This is a genomic window from Nocardioides sp. Soil777 (assembly GCF_001428425.1).
Classification (GTDB): domain Bacteria; phylum Actinomycetota; class Actinomycetes; order Propionibacteriales; family Nocardioidaceae; genus Nocardioides; species Nocardioides terrigena.
On sequence record NZ_LMSN01000009.1, the window covers coordinates 1 to 21,769 of the forward strand.

General features: G+C 68.6%; 21 protein-coding genes, 1 pseudogene and 1 riboswitch. Of the genes and pseudogenes, 6 read left to right on the forward strand and 16 right to left on the reverse strand.

The window, feature by feature from the left end; genetic code table 11:
* Positions 1 to 31 precede the first annotated feature (31 nt).
* Positions 32 to 439: an ANTAR domain-containing protein gene (locus ASG88_RS06830; RefSeq protein WP_157559600.1), complete on the reverse strand. Its 408-nt coding sequence runs from the start codon at positions 437 to 439 to the stop codon at positions 32 to 34.
* 828 nt (positions 440 to 1,267) lie between these two features.
* Between ASG88_RS06830 and ASG88_RS24190 the strand changes: the two are divergent.
* Together ASG88_RS24190 and ASG88_RS06845 are read left to right on the forward strand one after the other, a co-directional pair.
* Positions 1,268 to 1,840, forward strand: a pseudogene (locus ASG88_RS24190) (DUF6910 family protein); the annotation flags it as partial.
* A gap of 39 nt (positions 1,841 to 1,879) precedes the next feature.
* A complete protein-coding gene (locus ASG88_RS06845; protein WP_056886691.1) occupies positions 1,880 to 2,212 on the forward strand; it encodes a DUF6910 family protein in 333 nt (110 codons plus the stop codon).
* A 386-nt stretch (positions 2,213 to 2,598) separates the two neighbouring features.
* Here ASG88_RS06845 and cobS read toward each other — a convergent pair whose 3' ends face one another.
* The 11 genes from cobS to ASG88_RS06900 form a co-directional block, all read right to left on the reverse strand.
* Positions 2,599 to 3,348 (reverse strand): adenosylcobinamide-GDP ribazoletransferase, encoded by a 750-nt coding sequence (cobS, locus tag ASG88_RS06850; RefSeq protein ID WP_056886692.1) that lies wholly within the window; start codon positions 3,346 to 3,348, stop codon positions 2,599 to 2,601.
* Positions 3,349 to 4,425 (reverse strand): nicotinate-nucleotide--dimethylbenzimidazole phosphoribosyltransferase, encoded by a 1,077-nt coding sequence (gene cobT / locus ASG88_RS06855; protein WP_056886693.1) that lies wholly within the window; start codon positions 4,423 to 4,425, stop codon positions 3,349 to 3,351.
* Positions 4,422 to 4,970, reverse strand: a complete 549-nt coding sequence (gene cobU, locus ASG88_RS06860; RefSeq protein ID WP_056886694.1) for a bifunctional adenosylcobinamide kinase/adenosylcobinamide-phosphate guanylyltransferase — start codon at positions 4,968 to 4,970, stop codon at positions 4,422 to 4,424. The genes cobT and cobU overlap by 4 nt, the downstream gene beginning before the upstream one ends.
* Positions 4,961 to 5,914 (reverse strand): cobalamin biosynthesis protein, encoded by a 954-nt coding sequence (locus tag ASG88_RS06865; protein WP_056886695.1) that lies wholly within the window; start codon positions 5,912 to 5,914, stop codon positions 4,961 to 4,963. The genes cobU and ASG88_RS06865 overlap by 10 nt, the downstream gene beginning before the upstream one ends.
* Complete coding sequence (locus ASG88_RS06870; protein WP_200956384.1) at positions 5,911 to 6,549, reverse strand: adenosylcobinamide amidohydrolase; 639 nt, start codon at positions 6,547 to 6,549, stop codon at positions 5,911 to 5,913. Before ASG88_RS06870 ends, ASG88_RS06865 begins: the two co-directional genes overlap by 4 nt.
* Positions 6,549 to 7,991 carry a cobyric acid synthase gene (locus ASG88_RS06875; protein WP_056886697.1) on the reverse strand — a complete coding sequence of 481 codons (1,443 nt, stop codon included), beginning with the start codon at positions 7,989 to 7,991 and terminating at the stop codon, positions 6,549 to 6,551. The genes ASG88_RS06870 and ASG88_RS06875 overlap by 1 nt, the downstream gene beginning before the upstream one ends.
* Positions 7,988 to 8,563, reverse strand: a complete 576-nt coding sequence (gene cobO, locus ASG88_RS06880) for a cob(I)yrinic acid a,c-diamide adenosyltransferase (protein ID WP_056886698.1) — start codon at positions 8,561 to 8,563, stop codon at positions 7,988 to 7,990. Before cobO ends, ASG88_RS06875 begins: the two co-directional genes overlap by 4 nt.
* Entirely contained in the window at positions 8,560 to 9,327 is a 768-nt protein-coding gene (locus ASG88_RS06885; protein WP_056886727.1) for an ABC transporter ATP-binding protein, read from the reverse strand. The genes cobO and ASG88_RS06885 overlap by 4 nt, the downstream gene beginning before the upstream one ends.
* Positions 9,324 to 10,334 (reverse strand): FecCD family ABC transporter permease, encoded by a 1,011-nt coding sequence (locus ASG88_RS06890; RefSeq protein ID WP_200956385.1) that lies wholly within the window; start codon positions 10,332 to 10,334, stop codon positions 9,324 to 9,326. The genes ASG88_RS06885 and ASG88_RS06890 overlap by 4 nt, the downstream gene beginning before the upstream one ends.
* Positions 10,335 to 10,435: 101 nt before the next feature.
* The gene (locus ASG88_RS06895) at positions 10,436 to 11,374 is read right to left on the reverse strand and encodes an ABC transporter substrate-binding protein (protein WP_056886699.1); all 939 of its coding nucleotides are present in this window, start codon (positions 11,372 to 11,374) and stop codon (positions 10,436 to 10,438) included.
* An 80-nt stretch (positions 11,375 to 11,454) separates the two neighbouring features.
* A riboswitch (cobalamin riboswitch) is annotated at positions 11,455 to 11,591 on the reverse strand.
* Entirely contained in the window at positions 11,585 to 12,502 is a 918-nt protein-coding gene (locus ASG88_RS06900) for an aminotransferase class I/II-fold pyridoxal phosphate-dependent enzyme (protein ID WP_157559601.1), read from the reverse strand. Its footprint overlaps the riboswitch before it by 7 nt.
* 98 nt (positions 12,503 to 12,600) lie before the next feature.
* On the opposite strand from ASG88_RS06900, the gene ASG88_RS06905 reads away from it, so the two are divergent.
* A complete protein-coding gene (locus ASG88_RS06905; RefSeq protein ID WP_056886701.1) occupies positions 12,601 to 13,176 on the forward strand; it encodes a histidine phosphatase family protein in 576 nt (191 codons plus the stop codon).
* 460 nt (positions 13,177 to 13,636) lie between these two features.
* On the opposite strand, the gene ASG88_RS06910 is transcribed toward ASG88_RS06905, so the two are convergent.
* Complete coding sequence (locus ASG88_RS06910) at positions 13,637 to 14,221, reverse strand: hypothetical protein (RefSeq protein WP_056886702.1); 585 nt, start codon at positions 14,219 to 14,221, stop codon at positions 13,637 to 13,639.
* A 343-nt stretch (positions 14,222 to 14,564) separates the two neighbouring features.
* On the opposite strand from ASG88_RS06910, the gene ASG88_RS06915 reads away from it, so the two are divergent.
* Positions 14,565 to 14,888 (forward strand): hypothetical protein, encoded by a 324-nt coding sequence (locus ASG88_RS06915; RefSeq protein ID WP_056886703.1) that lies wholly within the window; start codon positions 14,565 to 14,567, stop codon positions 14,886 to 14,888.
* A gap of 74 nt (positions 14,889 to 14,962) precedes the next feature.
* Here ASG88_RS06915 and ASG88_RS06920 read toward each other — a convergent pair whose 3' ends face one another.
* Positions 14,963 to 15,781 (reverse strand): GIY-YIG nuclease family protein, encoded by an 819-nt coding sequence (locus ASG88_RS06920; RefSeq protein WP_056886729.1) that lies wholly within the window; start codon positions 15,779 to 15,781, stop codon positions 14,963 to 14,965.
* 513 nt (positions 15,782 to 16,294) lie between these two features.
* Entirely contained in the window at positions 16,295 to 17,161 is an 867-nt protein-coding gene (locus ASG88_RS06925; protein ID WP_056886704.1) for a hypothetical protein, read from the reverse strand.
* A 708-nt stretch (positions 17,162 to 17,869) separates the two neighbouring features.
* On the opposite strand from ASG88_RS06925, the gene ASG88_RS06930 reads away from it, so the two are divergent.
* Positions 17,870 to 18,613, forward strand: coding sequence for a DUF5677 domain-containing protein (locus ASG88_RS06930; RefSeq protein WP_056886705.1), 744 nt, complete (start codon positions 17,870 to 17,872; stop codon positions 18,611 to 18,613).
* A gap of 9 nt (positions 18,614 to 18,622) precedes the next feature.
* On the forward strand, positions 18,623 to 19,099 hold the full coding sequence (locus ASG88_RS06935; RefSeq protein ID WP_056886706.1) for a hypothetical protein: 477 nt from the start codon (positions 18,623 to 18,625) through the stop codon (positions 19,097 to 19,099).
* 907 nt (positions 19,100 to 20,006) lie between these two features.
* On the opposite strand, the gene ASG88_RS06940 is transcribed toward ASG88_RS06935, so the two are convergent.
* Entirely contained in the window at positions 20,007 to 21,293 is a 1,287-nt protein-coding gene (locus ASG88_RS06940; protein ID WP_235534757.1) for a TraM recognition domain-containing protein, read from the reverse strand.
* Between the last annotated feature and the right edge of the window lie 476 nt (positions 21,294 to 21,769).

The following is a 21,769-nucleotide window of genomic DNA, read 5'->3' on the forward strand; positions in this document are numbered from 1 at the left end:
GATGAGAACGTCCGTCGTGCTGCGGGCCCACCTACTTGGTGTTTGCCTCGGACACGAGTTCTTGTGCAACGGCGCGGAGTTTGATGTTCGTATGCGACGAGGCCCGGACCAGGAAGGCGAACGCGCGGTCTTCGTTCATCTCGTAGCGCTCCATGAGAATGCCGATAGCCGCCCCGATGGTCTTGCGCGTCTGCAAACCCTCCTTGAAGGCCTCGCGCTCCTGGGCATGCCCCAGGGCAATGGCTGCATGGGTGGCGAACAGCCGAGCGAGGACTTGAGCGTCGTCGCTAACGTCATCGGAGCTCGTGGAGTAGAAGTTGATACCGCCCAAGGTGCCCTCGCCCAGGTACAGCTTGACCGCCATCTGCGACCGCACGCCCGCAGCCCGCGCTTGCGCCACGTAGCGAGGCCACCGCTGTTCGTGCTGCAGGTTCGACACCGACACCCGTACTGCACCGTGTCAAGGGGCAGGACCAGGTCACCGATAAAGGCTCGCGTCTCAATGTGGCCCTTCTTCTCCAGCGTCGCAATGCCGACGTGCTCGAACCCAGGCACTGAATTGCAGGCAACTTCGACAATGGTCTGCAGGGTGTCGTCGAGGCTGCGAGGTGTATTCAAGGTTCGCGCTGCTTCGGCGATGGACTGGGCGTAATCAGAAGATGCGAGCACGGGGCTCTCTCTGGTGCGCTGGAAGTGAGGCACACAGAGAGGCGCTCATAACGAGCCCTGCAGACCAACGGTGCCTCGAAGATGAGCCACGCGGTTGCACCACTGTATCCCCTACAAGCGGCGCACCCGCGAGCGTCAATTCGTTTGCGCTGGGTACAGCAGGGAACGAGCGCTGTTGCGCACATCGGCTGGGCCGCTCGAGGTTCATCGGGTCAAGCAAGCGGCCCGGTGAACCAGCCCGACGCTTGGTGAGCGCGAGTGCTCGCCCGACGGCGGAGCCGGGCGTCCGACAGGCGGCAGCACGACGCGAGCGGCGGTGCGTCACACCTGCTCCGGTTACCGCCGCCGACGGAGAATCTGCGACTGAATGTGAGGCGTCTGGGAGCATCTCGTCATGGACGTCGAGCTGCTGGATGCTGAACGGCTTCGATTCCGCGACGGCGCCCCGGTGCGAGCGGCCTCCGCGGTCGTTCCCTTCGGCGACGGCCACTTGGTGGTGTCGGACGACGCCACCCGAGCAGCCTGGTTCCGTGACGGAACGGCCACTCGCGTACGGCTCCTCCCGCCGGTCGGCGGGCATGACGTGTTCGACGAGGCNCGCCCCCCGAGCAGCCTGGTTCCGTGACGGAACGGCCACTCGCGTACGGCTCCTCCCGCCGGTCGGCGGGCATGACGTGTTCGACGAGGCGTCCGGGACCAAGCACCTCAAACCGGACCTCGAGACCGCCTGTCAGGTCGAGGTCGGTGGGGCGCCAGCGGTGCTGGTGATGGGCTCGGGTTCCTCCCCGGCCCGGATGCAGTGGTGCCTGCTTCGGCTGGAGGACGGCCGGCCGAGGGCCGTGGTCGCCGACATGGCACAGGTGTACGCCGCCGCGGCGGCTGCCCTGGCCATGGACCTCGACCTGCTCAACCTCGAGGGCGCCTGCATCATCGGGAACACATTGCGGTGGTTCCACCGCGGGCTCCCCTCGGCCGGGATGCCCTCGGGGTGCGTCCACATCGACGTACGCACCGCAGTGGCTGCCACCCTGGGAGACCTCAACGCAGCAGAGGTGACGGCCACCCGTCCCGTTCACTACGACCTCGGCGCCGTGGGTGGCGTCGGCCTGGCCATCACCGACGTCGTCGCGCTGCCCGGGGGCGACCTGATCGCCAGTGCCGCCGCCGAGGANGTGCCGGATGTCCTCCGGCTTGGTGATGGAGCCGTCCCGTGCACTACGACCTCGGCGCCGTGGGTGGCGTCGGCCTGGCCATCACCGACGTCGTCGCGCTGCCCGGGGGCGACCTGATCGCCAGTGCCGCCGCCGAGGACAGCCCTGACCCCCGCGAAGACGGGCCGGTGGTCGCCTCGGCCCTGGCACGCATCCGAGGAGACCATGTCCAAGAAGTCGTACCCCTGCCCAGACTCAACGGCAGCGTGATCAAGGTCGAGGGACTGATGGTGCTGGACGCCGACGAGGGACAGACGTCCCTGTACGCCGTGACCGACGTCGACGACCCGGACGCAGCGTCGTGGGCGACCAAGCTCCGCGTCAGTCACTGACCGGAGCCGGCCCAGAGCAGTGATTATGACAACCCGACCCTTCCATCGCACTGGCAATCACACGCTCCTCGGCATGAATGGATGCCTCGAGCTACGTCGACAGGCGGCGAGATGACCCGCCTTGGAACCCTGGGTCGGTACCGTGGCGTGCTACTGCTCCTCCGACGCACGGCTACCTCCATCCGTTGCGGTGATACCTGAACCGTGACCGGGTCCATGACCTGGGCGGTCGCCGCAGGAGGTTGGGGTACCGCTCGCCCGAGGCGCCGATCGCGTTGTCATGCTGACCTTGCCCGCCGCGGACCGTCATTGCGGGTCGGAACTCCCACCGACACGTCAGACGAGCCAGTTCTCGCAAGCCGGAGCCCCACCCGACACCCTCGCAGTTATGCGAGTACGGCGACCCCAGCCAGCAACATGGTCAACAGGGTCGATTCAGCGCAAGCGCCGAGTACGTCGCCGGTCGCGCCACCGATGCGGCGGTGCGCCAGCAGTCCGATGGCCAGGGTGGTTATCACAGCGACGAGAGCCATCAGGAGTGCCGCCCCGGGATGGACCCGGATCACTGCGGCCAACCCCACGAGGACCAGGGCGAGTCCGCTCACGAGCTGCCTCGTGCCCATGCCTTGGACCACGCCCCGGCCCGTCCCCTCCACCCGGGCGTAGGGGAGCACCCGAGCCAGTGGCAGCATCGCGCCGCGGGAGGCGGCGTACACGCCGATCAAGAGCAGCAGCATCTCCTCGGGGGACAGAGCGTTCAGCAGGGTCGCCAGGGCGGCCACCTTCAGCAGCAGGTGCAGTACCAGGGTCGCCGCGGCGTACACGCCGATGGAGTGGTCCTTCATGATCTGCAGCCGGTGCTCGCGGTCACGGCCGGCCATCCCGTCGGCGCAGTCAGCCAACCCGTCCAGGTGCAGGGCACCGGTGAGCGCCACTTCGGTCACCACGGCCAAGGTGACGGCGATCAGCACCGGCCAGAGTTCCCCGGCTCCGACAGCGACGCCCGCCACGATGGCCCCGATCGCGGCCCCGACAACGGGATAGAGCACGGCGGCACGGGCCGGATCGACATTGCCTGCCGAGACGGGGACCGGCACCCGGGTGAGCAGCATCGTGGCCGCGGCCAGGGTGCGCACTCACGCCACCGGGTTGGTCTCGGCCAGACCGAGGCTCGCGAACGTCGCCATCTCGGTGAGTACCGCGATGGCTGAGCGAACCAGGTTGATCGCCAGTGCAGCGCCGCTGCCCTCGCCCAGTCGCATCTCCAGGTCGAGCAGTGGACGAAGCCCGAGCGCGGCGAGCTGCAAGGCGTGCCCGGGCTCGGGTGACAGGTGCCCGGCGATCATGGCATCGGTGCTCGCAGGAGCGAGTCGAGCAGCCACCAGCGCAGCGGCTCCCGTGATGAATCCGTCGACGATCACGGGGATTCGCCGCTCCGCGGCCCCGAGCACGACGCCGGCAAGTGCCGCCACCTCGAGTCCACCGATCGAGGCAAGAGTGGCGAGCGGGTCGTTGGACACCCCGGATGTCGCGTGTCGTGCCAGGATCTGGTCGACCACCGAGACCTTGTGGGCCACCTGCTCGTCGTCGAGCCCGGTGCCGCGGCCACAGGTCGCCGCGGCATCGCGACCGAGGAGTGCCGCCGTCAGGGCGCTGGCAGTGGTGGTGTTGCCGATGCCCATCTCGCCCAGCGCAATCAGGTCGACACCGTCGTCGATGAGCTCGTGGGCGATGCCGATGCCGTGCCCCAGTGCCGAGGTCGCCTCTGCCACGGTCATCGCGGGCTCGAGGGTGCTGTCCGCGGTACCCGGACGGACGCTGCGCTCCAGGAGGCCGGGCACCGCTGGCGGGTCGATCACACCCAGGTCGGCCACCACGAGTCGTGCGCGGGCGGCGCGGGACAGCACCGCCACAGCGGCACCTCCACTGCCGAACGCGGTGAGCATCAGCCCGGTGACTGGCTGTGGGAACGCGCTCACTCCTTGGTTGGCGACACCGTGATCGGCGGCACAGACCACGACAGCCGGGGTCGGGTCGGGCAGGTCGATGCGACCACGCAGGGAGGCGATCCGGGTTGCGACGTCCTCCAGGCGGCCCAGGCTGCCCAGTGGCTTGACCTTGTCGGCCATGGCGGTCGTGGCCTCCTGCAGGGTCTGGGCCGAGGCTGGCCGGATCGCTTCGATGGTGCTCTTCAATGCCGTCAGGTCAGTCATCTGTCCTCCATGGTGGTGAGGTCGAGGTTGTGGTCACCGAGGGTCAGGGCGCGCCCGGCGACCACGAGCTGGGCGAGGGCTGCGTGGCGGGAGAACGTGGCGTTGACCCGGCCGAGCCGATCGCGGTAGTCGCGGCCGAGTGGATGCATCGGCACCAACCCCATGCCGACCTCGTTGCTGACCACGATCCACTCCGCGCCGCTGCCGGCGCACGCAGTGGCAGCGCGTTCGGCTGCTGCTTCGATCTGCTGGGCAGAATCGCCGCGTTCGAGCAGGTTGGAGACCCACAGCGAGAGGCAGTCGATGATGCCGGCGGACTCCGCGCCGAGCCCGGCGATCGCCGGCTCGAGGTCGAGGGGTGCCTCGATGGTCACCCAGTCGGCTGGTCGTTCGGCCCGGTGCAGCCGGATCCGGTCCGCCATCTCTGTGTCGCGGGCTTGGGCGGTCGCGACGAAGGTGACGTCGTGGCCGCTCGCTTCCGCCATCAGCACGGCGCGAGCCGACTTGCCGCTGCGGGCTCCTCCGGTCAGGAAGGTCAAGGGCATCGGGTGGATCTCCTCGTGTCTCGGACTCGGACCAGGACTCGGCCGAGTCGGTGGTCTGCCCGCCAGAGCAAGACCAGCGTCGCGATCAGTGCCCACTCGGTCCTGCTGGTCAGCTCACGCGCCCCAGCGATGTCGGCTGCCTCAGGGCGTGGGCCGTCACCGAGTCGTGGCCGGTCCTCGTGCCGTTCGCCGTACTGCAGGGGACCGCCGAGCTCGCGACGAAGTGCGGCCGCGACCGCAGCTTCTGCCACTCCGGAATTGGGGGACGGGTGCAGGTGGGCATCTCGTCGTACCGATGCCCGCACAGCCCTCGCCCGGGCCGGCGCGGCAGTCATGACCAGCAGGGCGAAGATCCTGGCCGGGACCCAGTTGGCGCCGTCGTCGAGCCGTGCTGCGGCCCAGCCGAAGTTCTCGTAGCGGTCGTTGTGGTGACCGACCATGGCGTCCATGGTGTTGATCGCCCGGTGCGCCGCCACCCCAGGGGCACCGGCGATCAGGCCCCAGAATGCGGGGGCGACCACGGCGTCCACGGAGTTCTCAGCCAGGGACTCGATCGCGGCAGCAGCCATGCCCGATGCGTCGAGACGGCTCGGGTTGCGGCCGACCAGCGAGGGCAGGGCGACGCGGGCGGTTGCCAGATCACCGGTGAGCAACGGCGTCTCGACCAGGCTTGCCGCCCGGCGCAGCTCCCTGCCAGCAGCGCAGATGGCAACCGCCAGGGTCGTGGATCGGATCGCCCCGCCTGCCAACCCGCCGATCGCCACACCGACGAGCGCATGGCGCACGCCGGCGGCACGGTCGTCGGCGTACCCGATGGCCTCCGCCTTCTGCATCGCGATCCCGAACCAACCCACCGGGTGCCAGCGGTCCGGGGGCTCCGGCAGTGCCTTCTGCAGGAGCAACCCACCCGCTACGCCGAGCGCGCGACGCCCCAGCCGGCTCATCGAGCACGTCCCGGATGAGCAACCAACCCCTGTAGTACGGCGGCATGGGTGGCCATGGCCAACCGGTGACCCCAGCTGGAGCGCACACCCCCGAATCGGTGCGCCGGGCCGGCCGTCGAGCAGAGCAGGGAGATGGCGTCGCTCGCTGTCCCCGTGCCGGGCACCTGCGCCTCCAGCAGTGCTTGAGTCTTGGCCTCGGTCATGGCAAGCAGTGCCTGCACCATCGCGGCCGGCTCCAGCGCAACCGGCACGGACGCGACCACGTTGATCGTGCCCGGCCACGAACCATGCCCGGCCTCGGGATCGGCGGCCCAGGTCGGCTTGGTGACCCCGACGGTCGCGCTCACCGATGCCCCCTCGAAGCACGCATGCTCCACCCGGGTCACATCGACGGCGGTGAACATGGCGATGCCAGACCCCGACAGGCCCCGCCCAGCCGCGATCGCCGTTGCGTGCTCGTCGAGGTCGATCCGCGAGTAGTCGTGCGGCACACCGATGTTGAGCAGCCAGGCAGGCGTGCTGAAGCCGCCGCCGACCGAGGCCGACGACAACGCCCGCACCGGTTCGTCGAACTGCCAGACCAGCACGTGTCGGTGATCGCGCCCGGGGGGCAACATGCTGACGCGGTACGTCATCAGACCCATCCCGGTGCATCGGAGATCGGAAGGGCCGACGTGGCGATCTCGTCCAGGGCCTTCAGGTCCAGATGCTCGCCGAGCCACGTCGCCAGGTGGTCAAGGTGTGTCTCCACAGCCGCGTGATAGGGCACTGGTGAGGGCTCGTAGAGCCGTCCTCGCGCCTGCGCCACCGTGCCCATGAAGGAGTGCCGGAAGGCATCGTCGTCGAAGATCCCGTGCACGCTGGTCCCGTGCACCGACCCTCGACGACTGCCCTCGAACGGCACGTCCCACGGCTCTCCGGTCACCGGCCGACCCCACCGGATCTCATAGCCGGAGCCGACCTGGCGCACGATCTTCGGCGTGGCGAATGTCGTCTCCACGTCCAGGAGGTCCAAGCCGGCCACCCGGCCGGCCCCGGACTCGATCGGATCATCGATCCAGCGTCCGAGCATCTGCTGGCCGGCGCAGATCCCGAGCACCACTGCATCGGTACCAGCCACGGCGTCGGCGATGCCACGCTCGCGGATCCATGCCAGATCGGCGACCGTGGTGCGACTGCCCGGCAGGATCACCAGGTCCGCATCCTCGAGGTCGGCGGGGTGGGTGGCCCAGCGCAGGCTCACCGACGGCTCCATCACCAGCGGGTCGAAGTCGGACGGGTTCGCCAGGTGCGGCAGCCGCACGACCGCCACCCGCACCGGCGAAGGAGAGCTCACCGGCCGCGCCGTCGCCGCCAGGTCGAGGCTGTCCTCCACCCCCAGCATCGGATGGTGTCCCAGGTGCGGAAGCACGCCGAGCACGGGCACCCCGGTGCGAGCGGTCAGCTCCGCATGGCCGGGCTCGAGCAAGGAGGGATCCCCCCGGAACTGGTTGAACACGAACCCGCGCACCAGGGGGCGCAGGTGATCCGGCAGCAGCGCCCAGGTTCCGTACGCCGAGGCGAACGCACCGCCGCGGTCGATGTCGACCACCACGATCGCGGGCATGCCGGCCGCGGCCGCGAGTGGCAGGTTGACCAGGTCACGGTCCAGCAGGTTGATCTCGGCTGCTCCACCAGCGCCCTCCGCGACCACCCACTCGTGTTCCTTGCGCAGCGACGTGAACGCATCGAGGACCACAGCACGCAGGCTGCGCGCAACCTCCCCGTAGCCGGCCGCGTCGGTCACTGACACCTCGTCACCGAGGACCACGAGGTGGCTGGTGTGCGTGGCCGACGGCTTGAGGAGGATCGGGTTCATCCGGCGGTCCGGTGCCACCCGTGCCGCCAACGCCTGCATCGCCTGGGCGCGGCCGATCTCGCCGCCGTCGGCAGTGACCGCGGCGTGGTTGGACATGTTCTGCGCCTTGAACGGCACCACGTCACGGCCCGCGTCGGACCAGACCCGACACAGGGCCGCGGCGACGGTGGACTTGCCGGCACCACTGGTGGCACCACAGACCAGCAGGGCGCCACTCAATAGTCGATCCCCTTGCGTGCCCGGATTCCTTGTTCGAAGGCATGCTTGACCTTCACCATCTCCGTGACGGTGTCCGCGACCTCGATGACGGGTTGCGGCATCTCCCGTCCGGTGAGGAAGACGCTGGTGTCCTCGGGTCGGTCGCGGAGCGTCGCGGCCACGTCGTCGGCGTCGATCCAGCCCCAGTTCATCGGATAGCTGACCTCGTCGAGGAGGATCATCCGGTGCTCGCCACGGTTGATCAGGTCCTTGGCGAACGCCCAGGCCGCCACCGCCTTCGCCCGGCTCTCGTCGAGGTCGCTGGACTCCCAGCTGAAGCCGTCGCCGGCGCTGAACCAGTCCACCCCGATCTGACGGCTGATCTTCTCCTCGCCCGTGTGCCAGGTGCCGCTCTTGATGAACTGCACCACCGCGGTCGGCCATCCCCGCGCCACCGAACGCATCACGGTGCCGAACGCCGCAGTCGACTTGCCCTTGCCGTGTCCGGTGTTCACCAGCACCAGCGACGGCGCCGAACGCAGCTCGCGCTTGTCGTAGGGACGTTCGGTACGCGGCTCGGTGTGGTCGCTCATGGGTTGTTCCTTCCGATGGTGGCAGCACGGCGGGGAAGAACGACCATCTCCCCGTTGAGTCGGTGCACATCAAGTGGGGTGCGATAGACCCGAGTCAGGACATCGGGATCCAGGACCTGCTGCGGAGTGCCCACCACCTCGGACGACCCGGCTGCGAGCAGCTGCAGCCGATCGGCGTACCGGGCGGCGGAGCCGAGATCGTGCATGGCGGCGATCACGCTGATGCCGTCCTGCCGGCGCAGCTCGTCGACCACGCTCAGCACCTCTGCCTGGTGGCCGAGGTCCAGAGCACTGGTGGGCTCGTCGAGCAGCAGGACCTGGGTCTGCTGGGCAAGGGCACGGGCCACCACGGCCCGCTGCGCCTCGCCTCCGGAGAGGGAGGTGACGGGTCGGTCGGCGAACTCCCCCAGCCTCAGCCTGCCGATCACCTCGGCGGCGATCCGGCGGTCCCGCCGGGTCTCGCCGCGCAGCCAGCCCAGGTGGGCCGTGCGACCGAGAAGGACGTACTCGACCACCGACATGCCCTCGGGCAGCAGCGGTGTCTGCGGCATCAGCGCGACCTGGGTGGCCCGGGAGCCGGAGCCGATCTCGAGGACGCCGGTGTGTCTCAGCACCCCGGCGAGCGCCTTGAGCAGGGTCGACTTGCCAGCGCCGTTGGGCCCGATCACGCCGAGCCACTCCCCTGCGTCCACGTGGAGGTCGATGCCGCGCAGCACTTCGGCGCCCTGCAGTCGCACGCGCAGCCCGGTGGCTCGCAGCCTCATCGGGGTGCACCGCGTCGCCACAGCACGAACGCGAAGAAGGGAGCACCGACGAACGCGGTGATCACGCCCACCGGCAGCTCGGCCGGCGCGACCAGGGTGCGTGCACCGACATCGACGCTGGCGAGGAAGGCGCCACCGAGCACGCCCGCCAGAGGCAGGATCACGCGATAGCTGTGACTGGTCAGCATGCGCACCATGTGCGGCACCACGAGTCCGACGAAGGCGATCAGGCCGCTGACCGAGACCGCGGCAGCCGTCATCAAGGTGGCCGCGACGATCACGAACAACCGGGTGCGGGCCGGCTTGAGGCCGAGCGCTCTTGCTTCGTCGTCTCCGAGCCGGAGCACATCCAGGTGACGGGCGTAGGCCAGCAGCACCACTGCGGAGAGCCCGACGTAGGGCAGCAGCAACAAGACCTGGTCCCAGCCGTCCGTGCTGAGCTGCCCGAACAGCCAGCTCAGCGCCTCTCGCGCCCTGGACTCGTCGAGCTGCTGCAACGCATAGGTCTGGGCTGCCGAGAACAGCGCCGCCATCGCCACGCCGGAGAGCAGCAAGGTGGCGGCCGACGAGAACGAGCCGCGGGCGATCAGTGCCGACCCGCTCACGGCCAGCAGTGCGCCCGCGAACGCGGCGGCGGGGACCGCGCTGAAGGGCCCGAAGCTCAGGTCCAGGTCGAAGCCCAGCGCGAGCACTGCCCCGAGTCCCGCCCCCGCCGAGACCCCGAGCAGGTAGGGGTCCGCGAGAGGGTTGCGGAACACCCCCTGGTACGCCGCCCCGGCCATCCCGAGTGCCGCTCCGACCAACATGCTCAGCGCCGCACGGGGCAACCGGATCGACCACAAGATCGCCTCCTGCGACGTGGTCAGGCCGGAGTCGACCTCGACCCCGGGCAACGCGTCGAGCAGCTCCGACACCACTCCGGACACCGGCAGTCCGGCGGCGCCCTGGGTGACGCTGACCAGGCCCGCGATCACGAGCAGGGTCAGCGAGACCAGCAGCGCGCGCACGGGCAACCGGTAGGCGCGATCAGCCGCACGGATCACCGCGGGGGGTGCCTCGTGGTCGGCCAACGGAGATGTCGCTGCCGCAGTGGTGTCGGAGAGCACGCTCAGCCGACCGGTGTCTTCACCGAGGCCAGCGCGTCGGCGATCGACTCGACCAGCTGCGGCAACCGGGGTCCCCAGCGCGAGGAGATGTCGGCATCGACGGTGACGATGTTGCCGTTCTTGACGGCACTGACGTCCTCCCACCCGGGTCGGCTCGCCACGTCGTCGGCGGTGTAGCTGACCTGGTCGGTGATCACGATCAGCTCGGGGTCGGCGGCGATGATCGCCTCTTCGGTGACCTGCGGGTAGCCACTCTTCGGCTTGTCCGCCGGGTCCGCGATGTTGGTCGCACCGAGCGCGTCGTACACCGAGCCGATGAAGCTGTTCGAGCTCGCGGCATAGAACGTCTCGTCGAGCTCGTGGTACACCCGCAGGCCTTCTTGTGGAGCTGCGTCCAGCGCGTCGTCGACGGCGGCCCGCATGTCGGCGACCACCGTCGCGGTCTCGTCGACGTGACCGGTGGCCAGGCCGAGTGCCGCGACGCCGTCATAGCCCTCATCGATGGTGGCCGGAGCCGGGCTGACGATGGTCGGAATGTCGAGCTTGGCCAGTGCCCCGACGATGCCGTTGGTGTCGTTGGCGATCACCACGAGGTCGGGCGCGTAGCCGGCGATCGCCTCCACGTTCGGGTCGTACGCCGACAGCTTTGTGGTCGGCGCCTGGGCGGGGTAGGTCGAGTAGTCGTCGGCGGCGACCACCTGATCCCCCGCCCCGATCGCAAACAGGATCTCGGTGGCCGAGGGCGAGAGCGAGACGATGCGCTCGGGCTGCTTCTCGAGGACGACCTCGCCGTTGACGGCATCGACGGTCACCGGGAAGTCAGCCGACGAGACGGGCGGACTGACGTCCCCGGACGGACTGGTGTTGCCGTCACCGCAGCCAGCGATGGTGAGCGAGGTGGCCAGGGCCAGCGCGACGGGCAGCTTGCGAATCTGTTTCAACTTTCCTCCTGATGGGTCGAGGAGGAAGCGATCGCACGACACGTTGCCGGACGAAACCCACCCCTGTCCTCGAGGGCGATGCGGTTCACGTCGGGAAGGTCGACCGGACTTGTCCACCAGGTTCTGGTGGCTTCACCGTTGCGGGACAGTGCCGGACTCTCACCGGACTTCGTCTTCAGGACGCCTGCGAAGGCTAGACCCAGGGAAAGCTCAGAGCACCAAGGGGTCCAGGGCGCGGACGAGTGCCCGATCGAGTCGGGCCAGCTGATCCGGATGCGGTACGGCGATGCGCGCGACGCCGGGCATGCCGAAACTGGTGCAGTCACGGACCAGGACTCCGCGTGGGGCAAGGGCTTCACGCAGTCCCGGCCGATCGACCAGCACCCAGGGGGCAGCGGCGTTAGTGACCTCGAGGTCGTAGCCGCGCAGCAGCCCCACCAGATCCTCCCGAGCCTCGCTGATCTGCGCCGACCACTTCGGGAGGTCTGCGGACTCGAGCAGGTCCGGCAGCACCGCCAGCGCGAGCGCGCTGGTCGACCAGTGTGGTTGGTGGCGACGGACCCGGGCCAGATCGCCCGGGTCCTCGACGAGCACGTAGCCGAGCCGCAGCCCCGGGCAGGCAAACGTCTTGGTGAGGGAACCGACCACCAAGCCACTGCGCCCTGCACTCCAGTGGCCGGTGGCCAGCGCATGAAACGCCTCATCCCAGATGTCGGCGTGATCCTCGGGGCCGGCCAGGCGCCCGGTCGGGCTGTGCGGGTTGCTGCGCCACACGGGTCCGTCGTCACCCCGAGGGTGCAGCGCGAACTCCGGCTCGCCGAGCACCTGCCCGCCGTACTCGGCGATGAGCAGTGCGATCGCCTCGCTCCCGCCGTTGGTCAACAGCAACCTCGATGGATCCACCTCCATCGCCTGCGCCAGGAGCCGAGTCGCGGGGCGGTCGTCGGGGTAGTGGCCGAGCGTGTCCAGATGCCGAGTGACCAGCGTGGACACGTCAGCGGCGAACGGATTCAGATTCTGCGAGAGGTCAAGCAGATCGCCCGGATCGAGCCCCAGCGCGCGGGCCACTGCTGGCCCGTCACCGCCGTGCGCGCCTGCGGCGGGCAGAGCAGGAGTGGACTCGGGCACCCGGCGAGCCTACTGACACGACTCGCTGGTCCCCGTCGTCCGCCCGACCCGGTGCCCTGCACCACGAGCGATCCGAGACGTACGGGAGGATCAACGCCGTGACTCCCCCGGTCTACCTCGTCCGCCACGGCGAGTCGGAGTGGAACGTCCTGCGGTTGACCCAGGGACAGACCTCCCACCCGCGGCTGACGTCCCTCGGGCGCGAGCAGGCCGCGCGAGCCGCATCGCTGATCGGCACGGATCTGGCCGGCCGACCGGTCGCCCGGATCCTCACCAGCGACCTGGTGCGCGCCGTCGAGACCGCCACGGTTGCTGGCAAGGCGCTCCGGGCGCCGGTGATGCTCGAGACCCGCTTGCGAGAGCAGCACCTCGGCACGCTCGAGGGACGCGGGTACGACGAGACCTGGGCCGCCGCGGAGGCGCACGACTGGTCTGATCCGACGCTCCCGCTGGCCGGTGGGGAGTCGATCATGGAGGTGCACGACCGGTTGGGCGCCGTACTCACGGAGGTGCTCGAGCTCCACGCAGGCGTGACGGTGCTGGTCTCGCACGGTGACGCCATCCGAGCAGCCGTCGCCCACCTGACAGGCGTGGCTCCCCACCAGGCCCCGTGGGTCGAGGTCGCCAACGGTGCGGTAGCGCGCGTCGACGGGACGATCACATGGTTGGCCTGACCCGCGCGTCGGGCGCCGTGGCGACCCGTCGACCAGTACCTACGGGTGCCCGGCGCCACCTCGATCACCGCCGGTTCGCCGGACTCAAGGGCCTCACCCTCGTCGCCGGCGACCGCTGCGACGCCCACCTGATCACGGTGGCGGGCCTCAAACCACTACCGACGTGAGAATTACCTGTTGGTGCCAGCGCGAGGTTACGGATGTGCCCCCGAATCGCGGACCTGCTCTCGCTCCTGCATGTTGGCGGGCGATTCGTACCCCCACTCCAGGCCCACAATGCTCACTTTCCATATTGGGCTAACGCTGATGCCAGCGGGGACGTGTACTGGGGAGACCGGGAAGTAGCGTGCCGCTGTCCAGGAGAGGCGACGCAACGGGTGCTTGACAAGTCCCATGCGGCGGAATGACTGTGAGGGTCGCCAACGCAGCTCGCCGGCGCTGGGCTGTCGTTGCCCGACGTTCAGCAGCCTCCGTGCAGTCCGTCCCTGGGAGCCCAATCACGGTCAATGAACATGAAGCTCACCCGGTCGGTGGGACGCGGCTGACGGTTCTCAGGTGTGCTGAGGCCAAAAATGAGCCAGTCATTTCCGCGCCGCAGCGCCTGTATCCAAAGGCGTCCGCCGTCGCCGTCAACGCGCCTCGCCGGACGCAGGCCCCGGCGCCCCGCGCGCATCTCGGCCACGGTCGACCGCACGCCCACGCCCGCCTTGGTGCGTGCCACCGACCTGCCCTTGATGAAGATGTTGTCGATGCTGTCATCGTCGTTCCACCCGACGAATAGGACGTAGGCGTACTTGTCGATCACTTGAGCGGGGTAGCCGCAAGGCTCTTCTGGGTTGTCGACGAGGTGCCCAGTGGCGACAGCTTCCTCGGCGCTCATCCCGAGCTGGAGTGTGCCGAGCTTGTGGGGTGTGAGGATGAGCCGGGCTGCAAACCCGACGTCGGGCGCGGTCGCCCTACTTGCCGTCGCAGGCTGCTGGAATGTGCTGACGACCAGAACGGCGGCCAGGACCCATGCTGAACCTGTGCGGCGTGTGAAAGACATTTGGTGATGATCGGTTCCCGCACTGGGCGTGTCAAGGACGGGTTGGCACCGCGCGGGGCTGCTCGCCTAGGCAAGTCGCCGCCATCAACTTGCGGCAGAATCGCGCCTCTTGGCGTGCCGTCGAATGCGGCGAATAGACGCATCCATGGCGGATGCGAATGACCAACCAACCCCCCGTGATGTGCGACTGGGTTGCGTGACGTGGAGGCCGCCGCGCCGCTGGCTGTGCCAGGCAGCGGTGTGTCGGAGACCCCCCTCGGGCCGCCGCCCCTTATCGTCCGACGAACTCCTCGACCCAGCACGGTCGAGAGGTCCCTGCGCACACCCAACGGAGGAAGGACTGATGACGCTTCGAGTGCTGACAGTCGCGTTAGTGATCGCGGCCGCCGCCGGTTGCTCTTCTGCCGATTCGGGGGAGGATTCGTCGAACTACATCGTCGTGGAAGAGACCGAGACCGGGATCGGCACGGAGGTCGTAGTTTCCGTGGAGGACAGCACCAACGCAGCGGACGTCTTCAAGGAGGTCCTCGACGACAACGACGGCTACGCAGCGGTTTACATCATCTGCGCTGGAGATGACGTTCGCCAGCAGGGCTTCATCCTCTACGGCAGAGCAGACGGCGACGACCGGAACATCATCATCCGCAACGACGATCACGACTGCTAGCCGAGCTTCGGCCCCGCCGCGCGCCTGAACGCGGCGATATGACGCGAGGTGGGCCGCCGTGCTTCTGGCGGGCCTCAGTTGACATCTGCGTCGGCCAAAGATCCCAGATCGACGCCGAAGGCGTCTTCGATGTACGCAGTGGTGGTCGGTTGGGCATCTAGCGATGCCCGTATATGCGTCGTCGTGTAGAGGCCACTCTTCGGGGCCCACTTGGCCTCCGCCCTCTCTACTGCTCGCACCCACTCGACGGCGACGACGTACTCGCAGGTCGCGTTGTCGTCAGCGTCGTGTGCGATGTTGGGTTCGACAAGGTCATATTCTCCGAGTGCTTTGCCTTTGTGTCGGTATAGCGCGTATGGGACGGCCTGCGACCGCACGAGGCCTACGCCGACATAGCCGGCCCCCTTGAGGTAGGCGACAACGACATCACCCTCCTCGAGCCCGCGAAGTGGGTCACTCCACTTCGGCTTGCCACCCGCTGCTAGGAAGCCGAAACGAAGACAGTCGTCCCAATGGCGCGTCTCGCCCTCACCGACGTTGACGTAGTAGATGCCGTTCTCGAAATCGAAGCGCGCGAGTCGTTTGTGAAAGGTGTCGCGCGGCCGAAATTTTCCGACGTATTGACCTGACGCAACATTCGTCAGCGTGCGACCCAGCTTCCAGATGAGGGTGGTCTCGACCATCAGTGCTTCGGCCGAGGTGAGGCCCCTAGCGATGATCCGGATGATGGGCTCGAGTCCCTCCTGCTGGATCGCCTTGATGCGCGCGACCTTGACGGAGTCGCCGGTGTCCTGGAGATGTGCCTGGCTACGGGACCCGGTGCCCTTCCCGTAGTAGAACTCCTCCAGGTTGCGCGGGTCGATGTACACGTAGACGTAGTAGCGATCGGACATCTCCACAGTGTCCACCTAGAGTCTGATGAAATTCGCGGGCGCACCACGGCGAGGGCGTCTCGTCGACATCGCGCCCGATGGCGGCGATATGACGCAGTTCAGGTGGAGCTACGTCAACCGCTCGCAACTCGGCGACGTCCCCACCGACAGGTGCGGCCTGGTGGGTTCCGACGAACTTCAGTTCGTCGCGAACATGCAGCGTCGGCTCGGGGCGGCACGTCCCTGGCACCGAGCGCCACCACCTCCGGGGGTAGGCGACCTCCGGCACAGAGCGCCCCGCTCCACGAGGCCGCGCGCGGTCTGTCTCCTGTGGCTGCGGACTCGGTGGAGCCAGCGTGCCAAGCCGACCCGCTCGAATTGTCGAGCCTGCTAATCTGGGTTCCAGGAAGTCGGAGTAAGGGCTGCGCTGGTTCGTGACCAGGGCTTCCACAGAAAGCGGGTGACCCGGGTTCGAGTCCCGGCCCGGCCCTCAGGTCGGCGTAGCTCAATAGGACAGAGCCCCCTTTTCACTTCTCACTCCCAGCGAGCGAGCGTCCACAGTCCGAGGGCGCGGGCCGCAATCTCGATGTCGACTTCGGCCACGGCGGTCCCGCCGTAGTTCTCGCGGGTGTAGCCGATCGCCGAGCGACGCCACTGGCTGGAGTTGCGGGTCTTCTTGGTAGACGCCGCGAAGTCAGCCACTGCGATTCGCGCCCACGTGTCGACCCTCAGATGGGTGCCGAGGACCGCGTTCATCGCGCGGCCGAGGAACTTGGTGACCGCGAAGGCTGTGAAGATGTGCCCGGCCGTGAGCGCGAGGCGCCCGCTGCCTCCGTCGAGCGCCTCCGGCTTCTCGAACTGGTTCAGGCGCTCCCACTCGGCTCGTGCCCCGGCACCCATCGCTGCGATCGCGTTGGTCAGCTCGGTGTTGACGCCCCCGCGCTCGTGGATGATGCAGTTCCGCGCCTCGCGAAGGACGTGGAACATCTCCATGTAGTCGGCGGGCTCCGCGTGTCCGCAACTCTCGAAGAAGACGGTGTGCATATTCCACGCCTTGACTCGCTTGCCGTGGGTGATCCACGGGGTCCCCTCGGTCTTGATCATGTCGAGCATGTCCATCACGAACGCCTCGTGGGTCGCGAGCGCGTATGGGACCGCCACGGACGCGATGTGCTCGTCCGCGTCATGAAGCAGGGCGCGGGCCTGGTCGCTCCGGAGGTTGAAGCGCCCGATGTGCTCCACGGCCGGGAACAGTTGCCCGAGGGTCGCGGTCGATCCGGTCGTCAGCTGGAGTGTGTGCGCAGCTAGCCGCGACCCCGCCAGCATCGCCATCATCGCGTTGTTCACTTCGACGCGATTGGACACGTAGTCGCGGTACTCGGGGTACTTGATCTCGGGCACGCCTCTACCTATCACTTGCGGCGCTGTCGGCGCTGCGGTTCCGTCGGCTGGCGTCTCGGCCGAGGGGGAGGCATCGTCAGAATCACTCCGTCGGCTTCCACTCCGTTGGAACGCAGAGAATAATCGTGTCGCCCACCTCCACACGGGTGATCACTGTACGGAGAACCGCGTTCCATTCGGGCTGCTTCACCCTCGCCGCCCGTCTGGATCTGCTTCGAGACCTCGACCAGCGGCCGGCCACGTCGACTCCCGCTTCGACGGCGCTCAGCGCCCACTAGCGCTGGCCGCCCTCGCGTCAAGACGGCACGGCACGAGACTGTGTGTGGCGCCTGTCCGGTCATGTGTGGCGCACGAGCGCCGACGTGGTCCACATCGACGACCACATGCGCAGTTGGCGGACCCTGTGTGGCCTCGACATCAGCGGCCCCGGCTGGGCTAGCGGCGGCGGACGCGGGAGCGAGAGGCCCGCGAACCTCTGAGCACGCTGCCGGGCCAAGGACGAGGCCCCGACGCCGTCGAACGAGCCGCGGTACTGACGGGGCTGTCCCCGGGCCCGACGCGGCATTAGGAGCGGGGACGGCTGCAGGATCGCGCGGGGGGCGGGTAGCCGAGAACGGCTTCAGCGGACGCACCAGGGCGCGCGCTGGTCGCCCGAACCCATAGGGGCGCGCGCTGGACGCCGGACCGGCTGGAAGTAGTTTGGCGCGCGTGACGACTCCGATCGAAGAACACCTCGACGCCGTCGAGTCGGCCTGCGCCGCTCTCGACGGCGTCGAGGAGTACGGCATCTGGGAGGGCAACGCCTCCGGCCTGCTCGTCCTGCACGGGCTGGCGATGTACGCGCGGGACACGGCGCGCGCCGCCGTGCTGCTGCTGCGCGAGGGCCGCACCCTGAGCGCCGCTGCGCTCACGCGCGTCGTCATCGAGCACGCGGTGCTCGCGCAGTGGCTGAAGGTCGCGCCTGAGGAGCGCGGGCAGGTGTTCCTACAGCAGAGCGAGGTCGAGCGTGCCCGCTGGTTCGAGGTCGTGCTCGACGCGAACTTCGACCCGCTGAACCCGATGATCGCCGCGTTCGCGGCGCGGGAGAAGCGCGAGGGGATGGTCCCGAAGCCCAAGAACGTGGACGAGGTCTTCCACACGCCCAAGAACCTGTTCGGCGACAGCGAGTATGGGAGGCAGCTGTACCTGACCTACCGGAACCTGAGCCGCTTCGTTCACCCCTCTGTCACGACGTTCTCGCGCTACGGATACGAGCCGCCGCTGGGTCGCGGGCGGCAACTCGTTCCCACGCTCCAGCAGGACCAGGACCCTGAGGCCGCGTCGTTCTACCTCGCCTCGGCGGTCGTGATGTGCGCGATCCCCTACCTCGACCTGCTGGAGGACCAAGTGCAGGCCGCGGTCATGCTGCGGCTCGCGGCCAAAGCCGCGTACGTCCCGACCACCCTCGACTAGGGTCGCGCGGTGCCGAACTACGCAGACTGGGTCTCAACGCTGGCGCTTCTCCTGAGCGGGGGGAGCCTCGGTTGGCAGGTCGTGAGCGCGCGCCGCGAGCAGCCTGTCATCTCCGTGGACGGCCAGTGGGCGATCTCGCGGGAAGGCACCCACGACGGCTGGGACTACTGGACGCTGCCCATCCACGTCACCAACGCTGGTGGTCGCGCGGTGACGGTTGTGGACGTGTACTGGGAACTCGACGGCCCGAGGGGGCCGTTCAGCGTCAAGTCCGCAGACATGGGGACCGCGCTGCCGACGCGACTGGAGCCGCTGAGCGCCGACGCTTGGGAGGCGCGGGCTCCGTTCGACGGCACGACGTGGGCAGGCATGACTGCCCGCCCGGCCGCGGACGTCGTGCTCGGGAAGGGCGTCGTGACCGTGTACGGGCCACCCTGCACGCTTGCCATGCCGCCCGGGTTCCAGGGCAGCCCCGCATCGGGCTAGGAGGGGTCGACCCCTGCGGCGGCGAGCCGTACCCGAACGAGTCCCCGCTCTTCCCGCCAGATTGGTCAACGTTCGCGAATCCGCGAGTTCGTATGCGCGCGTCTTAGTGGGCGGGGTGGGCGTCGTATGCGACCGCTTAGGTATGCCCGCTGTTTCCAGCTCAGTGCGAGTGGTGTCCTCCGCCTGCCGAGCCAGGCCGCGCAGACCGTCGGCGGACATCGAGAGCGGTACGTGTGGATCGGACGACGCCCGTCATCGCGGTCGCGGGGCAGCGTTTTCAGTCCGACTGCTTGACCTTGTGACGTCGTCTATGAACTGTCGAGTTCTGATCTGATGACTCCGTTCACTGGCGTGTATTCCATCGCGGTCATGGCGCGGTCGTCTCGAGTGCTGGCCCGGTTGGCAGCCCGCTCCGAGTCGCTCGCGGATGCGTTCGAGGAACTCTGTCAGGCAGTGGCGTTGCCAGTCCTCGAGAGCGGCTGGGGTAGCGGCGTATCTCGTGTAGTACCGGGCGGCAGCGACGGCGGCGAGCTCGTGGACGAGGTGGGGGTGGGCGGGCCAGCATTCCGGGATCCCGGGTCGAGCCAGATTCCATAGGTGCTGTTCGTTGATCCAGATTGCGACGTCTTCCAGCCACCACCACAGCTCTTGGCGAAGCGCTCCAGAGCAGCTGGCTGGATCCCAGGGCTTCGGCAGGAGGGCGCGGGTTTCCATCTCGATGTCCGTCTCAGCCGGGGTCGTCGACTGGCGGTGGAGGGCGCTCAAGGCGGCGGTCAGGGTCTGCCCGGGGTCGGGGAAGGGCACCACCATGGGCGCCGCGTACCGGTCACGAGGCGCTGGCCTCTCCGAGGACGGTCGCTGGGTCGTCACGTCGGGCTGGTTTCCCTCGTCGACCGCGAACGCGAGTTCACCGCGGCAGCCCAAGACGGCGCGCGTCGCTACCAGAGTCCGCAGCCTCGCTCCTGCGGTCGCGTGCCCGCCGGGCGCTGCGACGGGCATGGTGCTGGGCGGAGAGCAGTTTGGCTCCTCGGCCGTTCTCCACGCAGCGGTCGAGGGTGGCGATGATGGGTTGCCGCGTCTCGGACAGCACGAGTGCCTGGCGGTCCGGGATCGCACGAAGCTCGCCTGGTTGCAGGACAGGTACCTCGGTGGGACTCCACGAGCGTGACGTTGCGTGTGCGTGACGGGTGTGGCTGACTCGCATCACGGTGGTCTGGCCGATCAGGTCGGCGAGCTCGCGGTAGAAGTGGATGTCCTTTCCTCCGCCGAACACCACCAAGTTGTTGCTCAGGCCGTAGATGGTGCGGGCCTCATCCTCCCCGTAGCAGACGACGAGCTGTCGCCACGTCTGGGCGGCGAGGAGGAACGACAGGCCCAGGGCACGCTCGTTGGCCATCCGGGTCGCGAGCGTCGGGACGGGCGCGGTCGACGGGAGCTCGTCGAGGCAGGCGAGGAACGGCGGACAGAGGCGGCCCTGCTCGGCGGTCTCGCCCAGCTGCTTGGCGGTGTCCAGGATTTGCTCGGTGACGGCAGTCATCAACGGTGACGCGGACGCGTACGGGTCCTCACGTCCAAGGAGGTAGATGGTCCCGCCGGCGCGGATCAGGTCGGTGAGGTCAGTGGCCGGCCGGCCGGGTGAAGGTACGCACCGTCGACGGATGTCGGCCTGGAAGAACAGCGCTAGAGCCTGCTGGACGGTGGTGATGGTGTTACCGGCCGTGCGCTCGTCCCCCTGCAAGGCGCCACGCAGGAGCCCGTCCCACAGCGGAGCCGCAGCGGGGTCGGTCCGCAGAATCTCCTCGGGCTCGGGATGGTGATGCGGGTTGGCGACCCATGTCAGCACCACTTCGAGTCCGAGCCCACCGATCGCGGCGGCGTGGAAGTAGGCCTGCAGGACCTTCGCGCACTCCCCCGCGTAGAACCGAGCCGCCTGGTCGCCACCGCTGATGGCGGCCCCCTTCACGGTGCCGGCGGCGAACGCCTTGGCTCGCCGTTCGGCGAGCATCGAGTCCTCACACCCGATGATGGGATCCCACACCAGCTCGGGTACTCCGGGAGCGAGATCGAACGGGTCCAGGACTGCCACCGGTCGACCACCTTCCTGCCGCGCGGCCAGGGTAAGGAACAAGTCGTCGGGCTTGGTCAGGGTGACCAGGGCAGCGCCCGGGGCGTCGAGAAGCGCGGGGACCAACACGTCGAGGGTCTTGCCCGACCCCTGCGGCCCGATCGCACACGTGGTGCGGTCGTACGGGACCCAGAGGTCCTTGCGGCGAAGTCCCACTCGGCCCAGGCGCCAGCCCACGTCGTGCGGACGGAACCGGCCGCGTCGTCCGGGCGTGCGTCCAGACGGCCTCCCCATCGGTCGCTCCTCCCCCGCGACCACGGAACGCGCAGATCCGGTCAGGCGCGTTGCTCGTCTACTGCCGTACAGGTCGGGTCGCACGACCGCGGCCCTACGCCGCAGGGCCGCGGCGCCCAAAGCGGCCCGAGCCTGAGCAGCGGTCGCCAGCCCCCGGTGACCGCTGAGCCCCAGGGCCCCCCGCATCCAGCACGTCACCAGAACGACACCCGCTACGAGCGACACCTCGGCGACCGCCGTCGCGATCCACAGCACCGGGTCACCCGGCAGCCGGTCGGCCGACGCCGGTGCGAGTCCCACGCCGAAGCGTC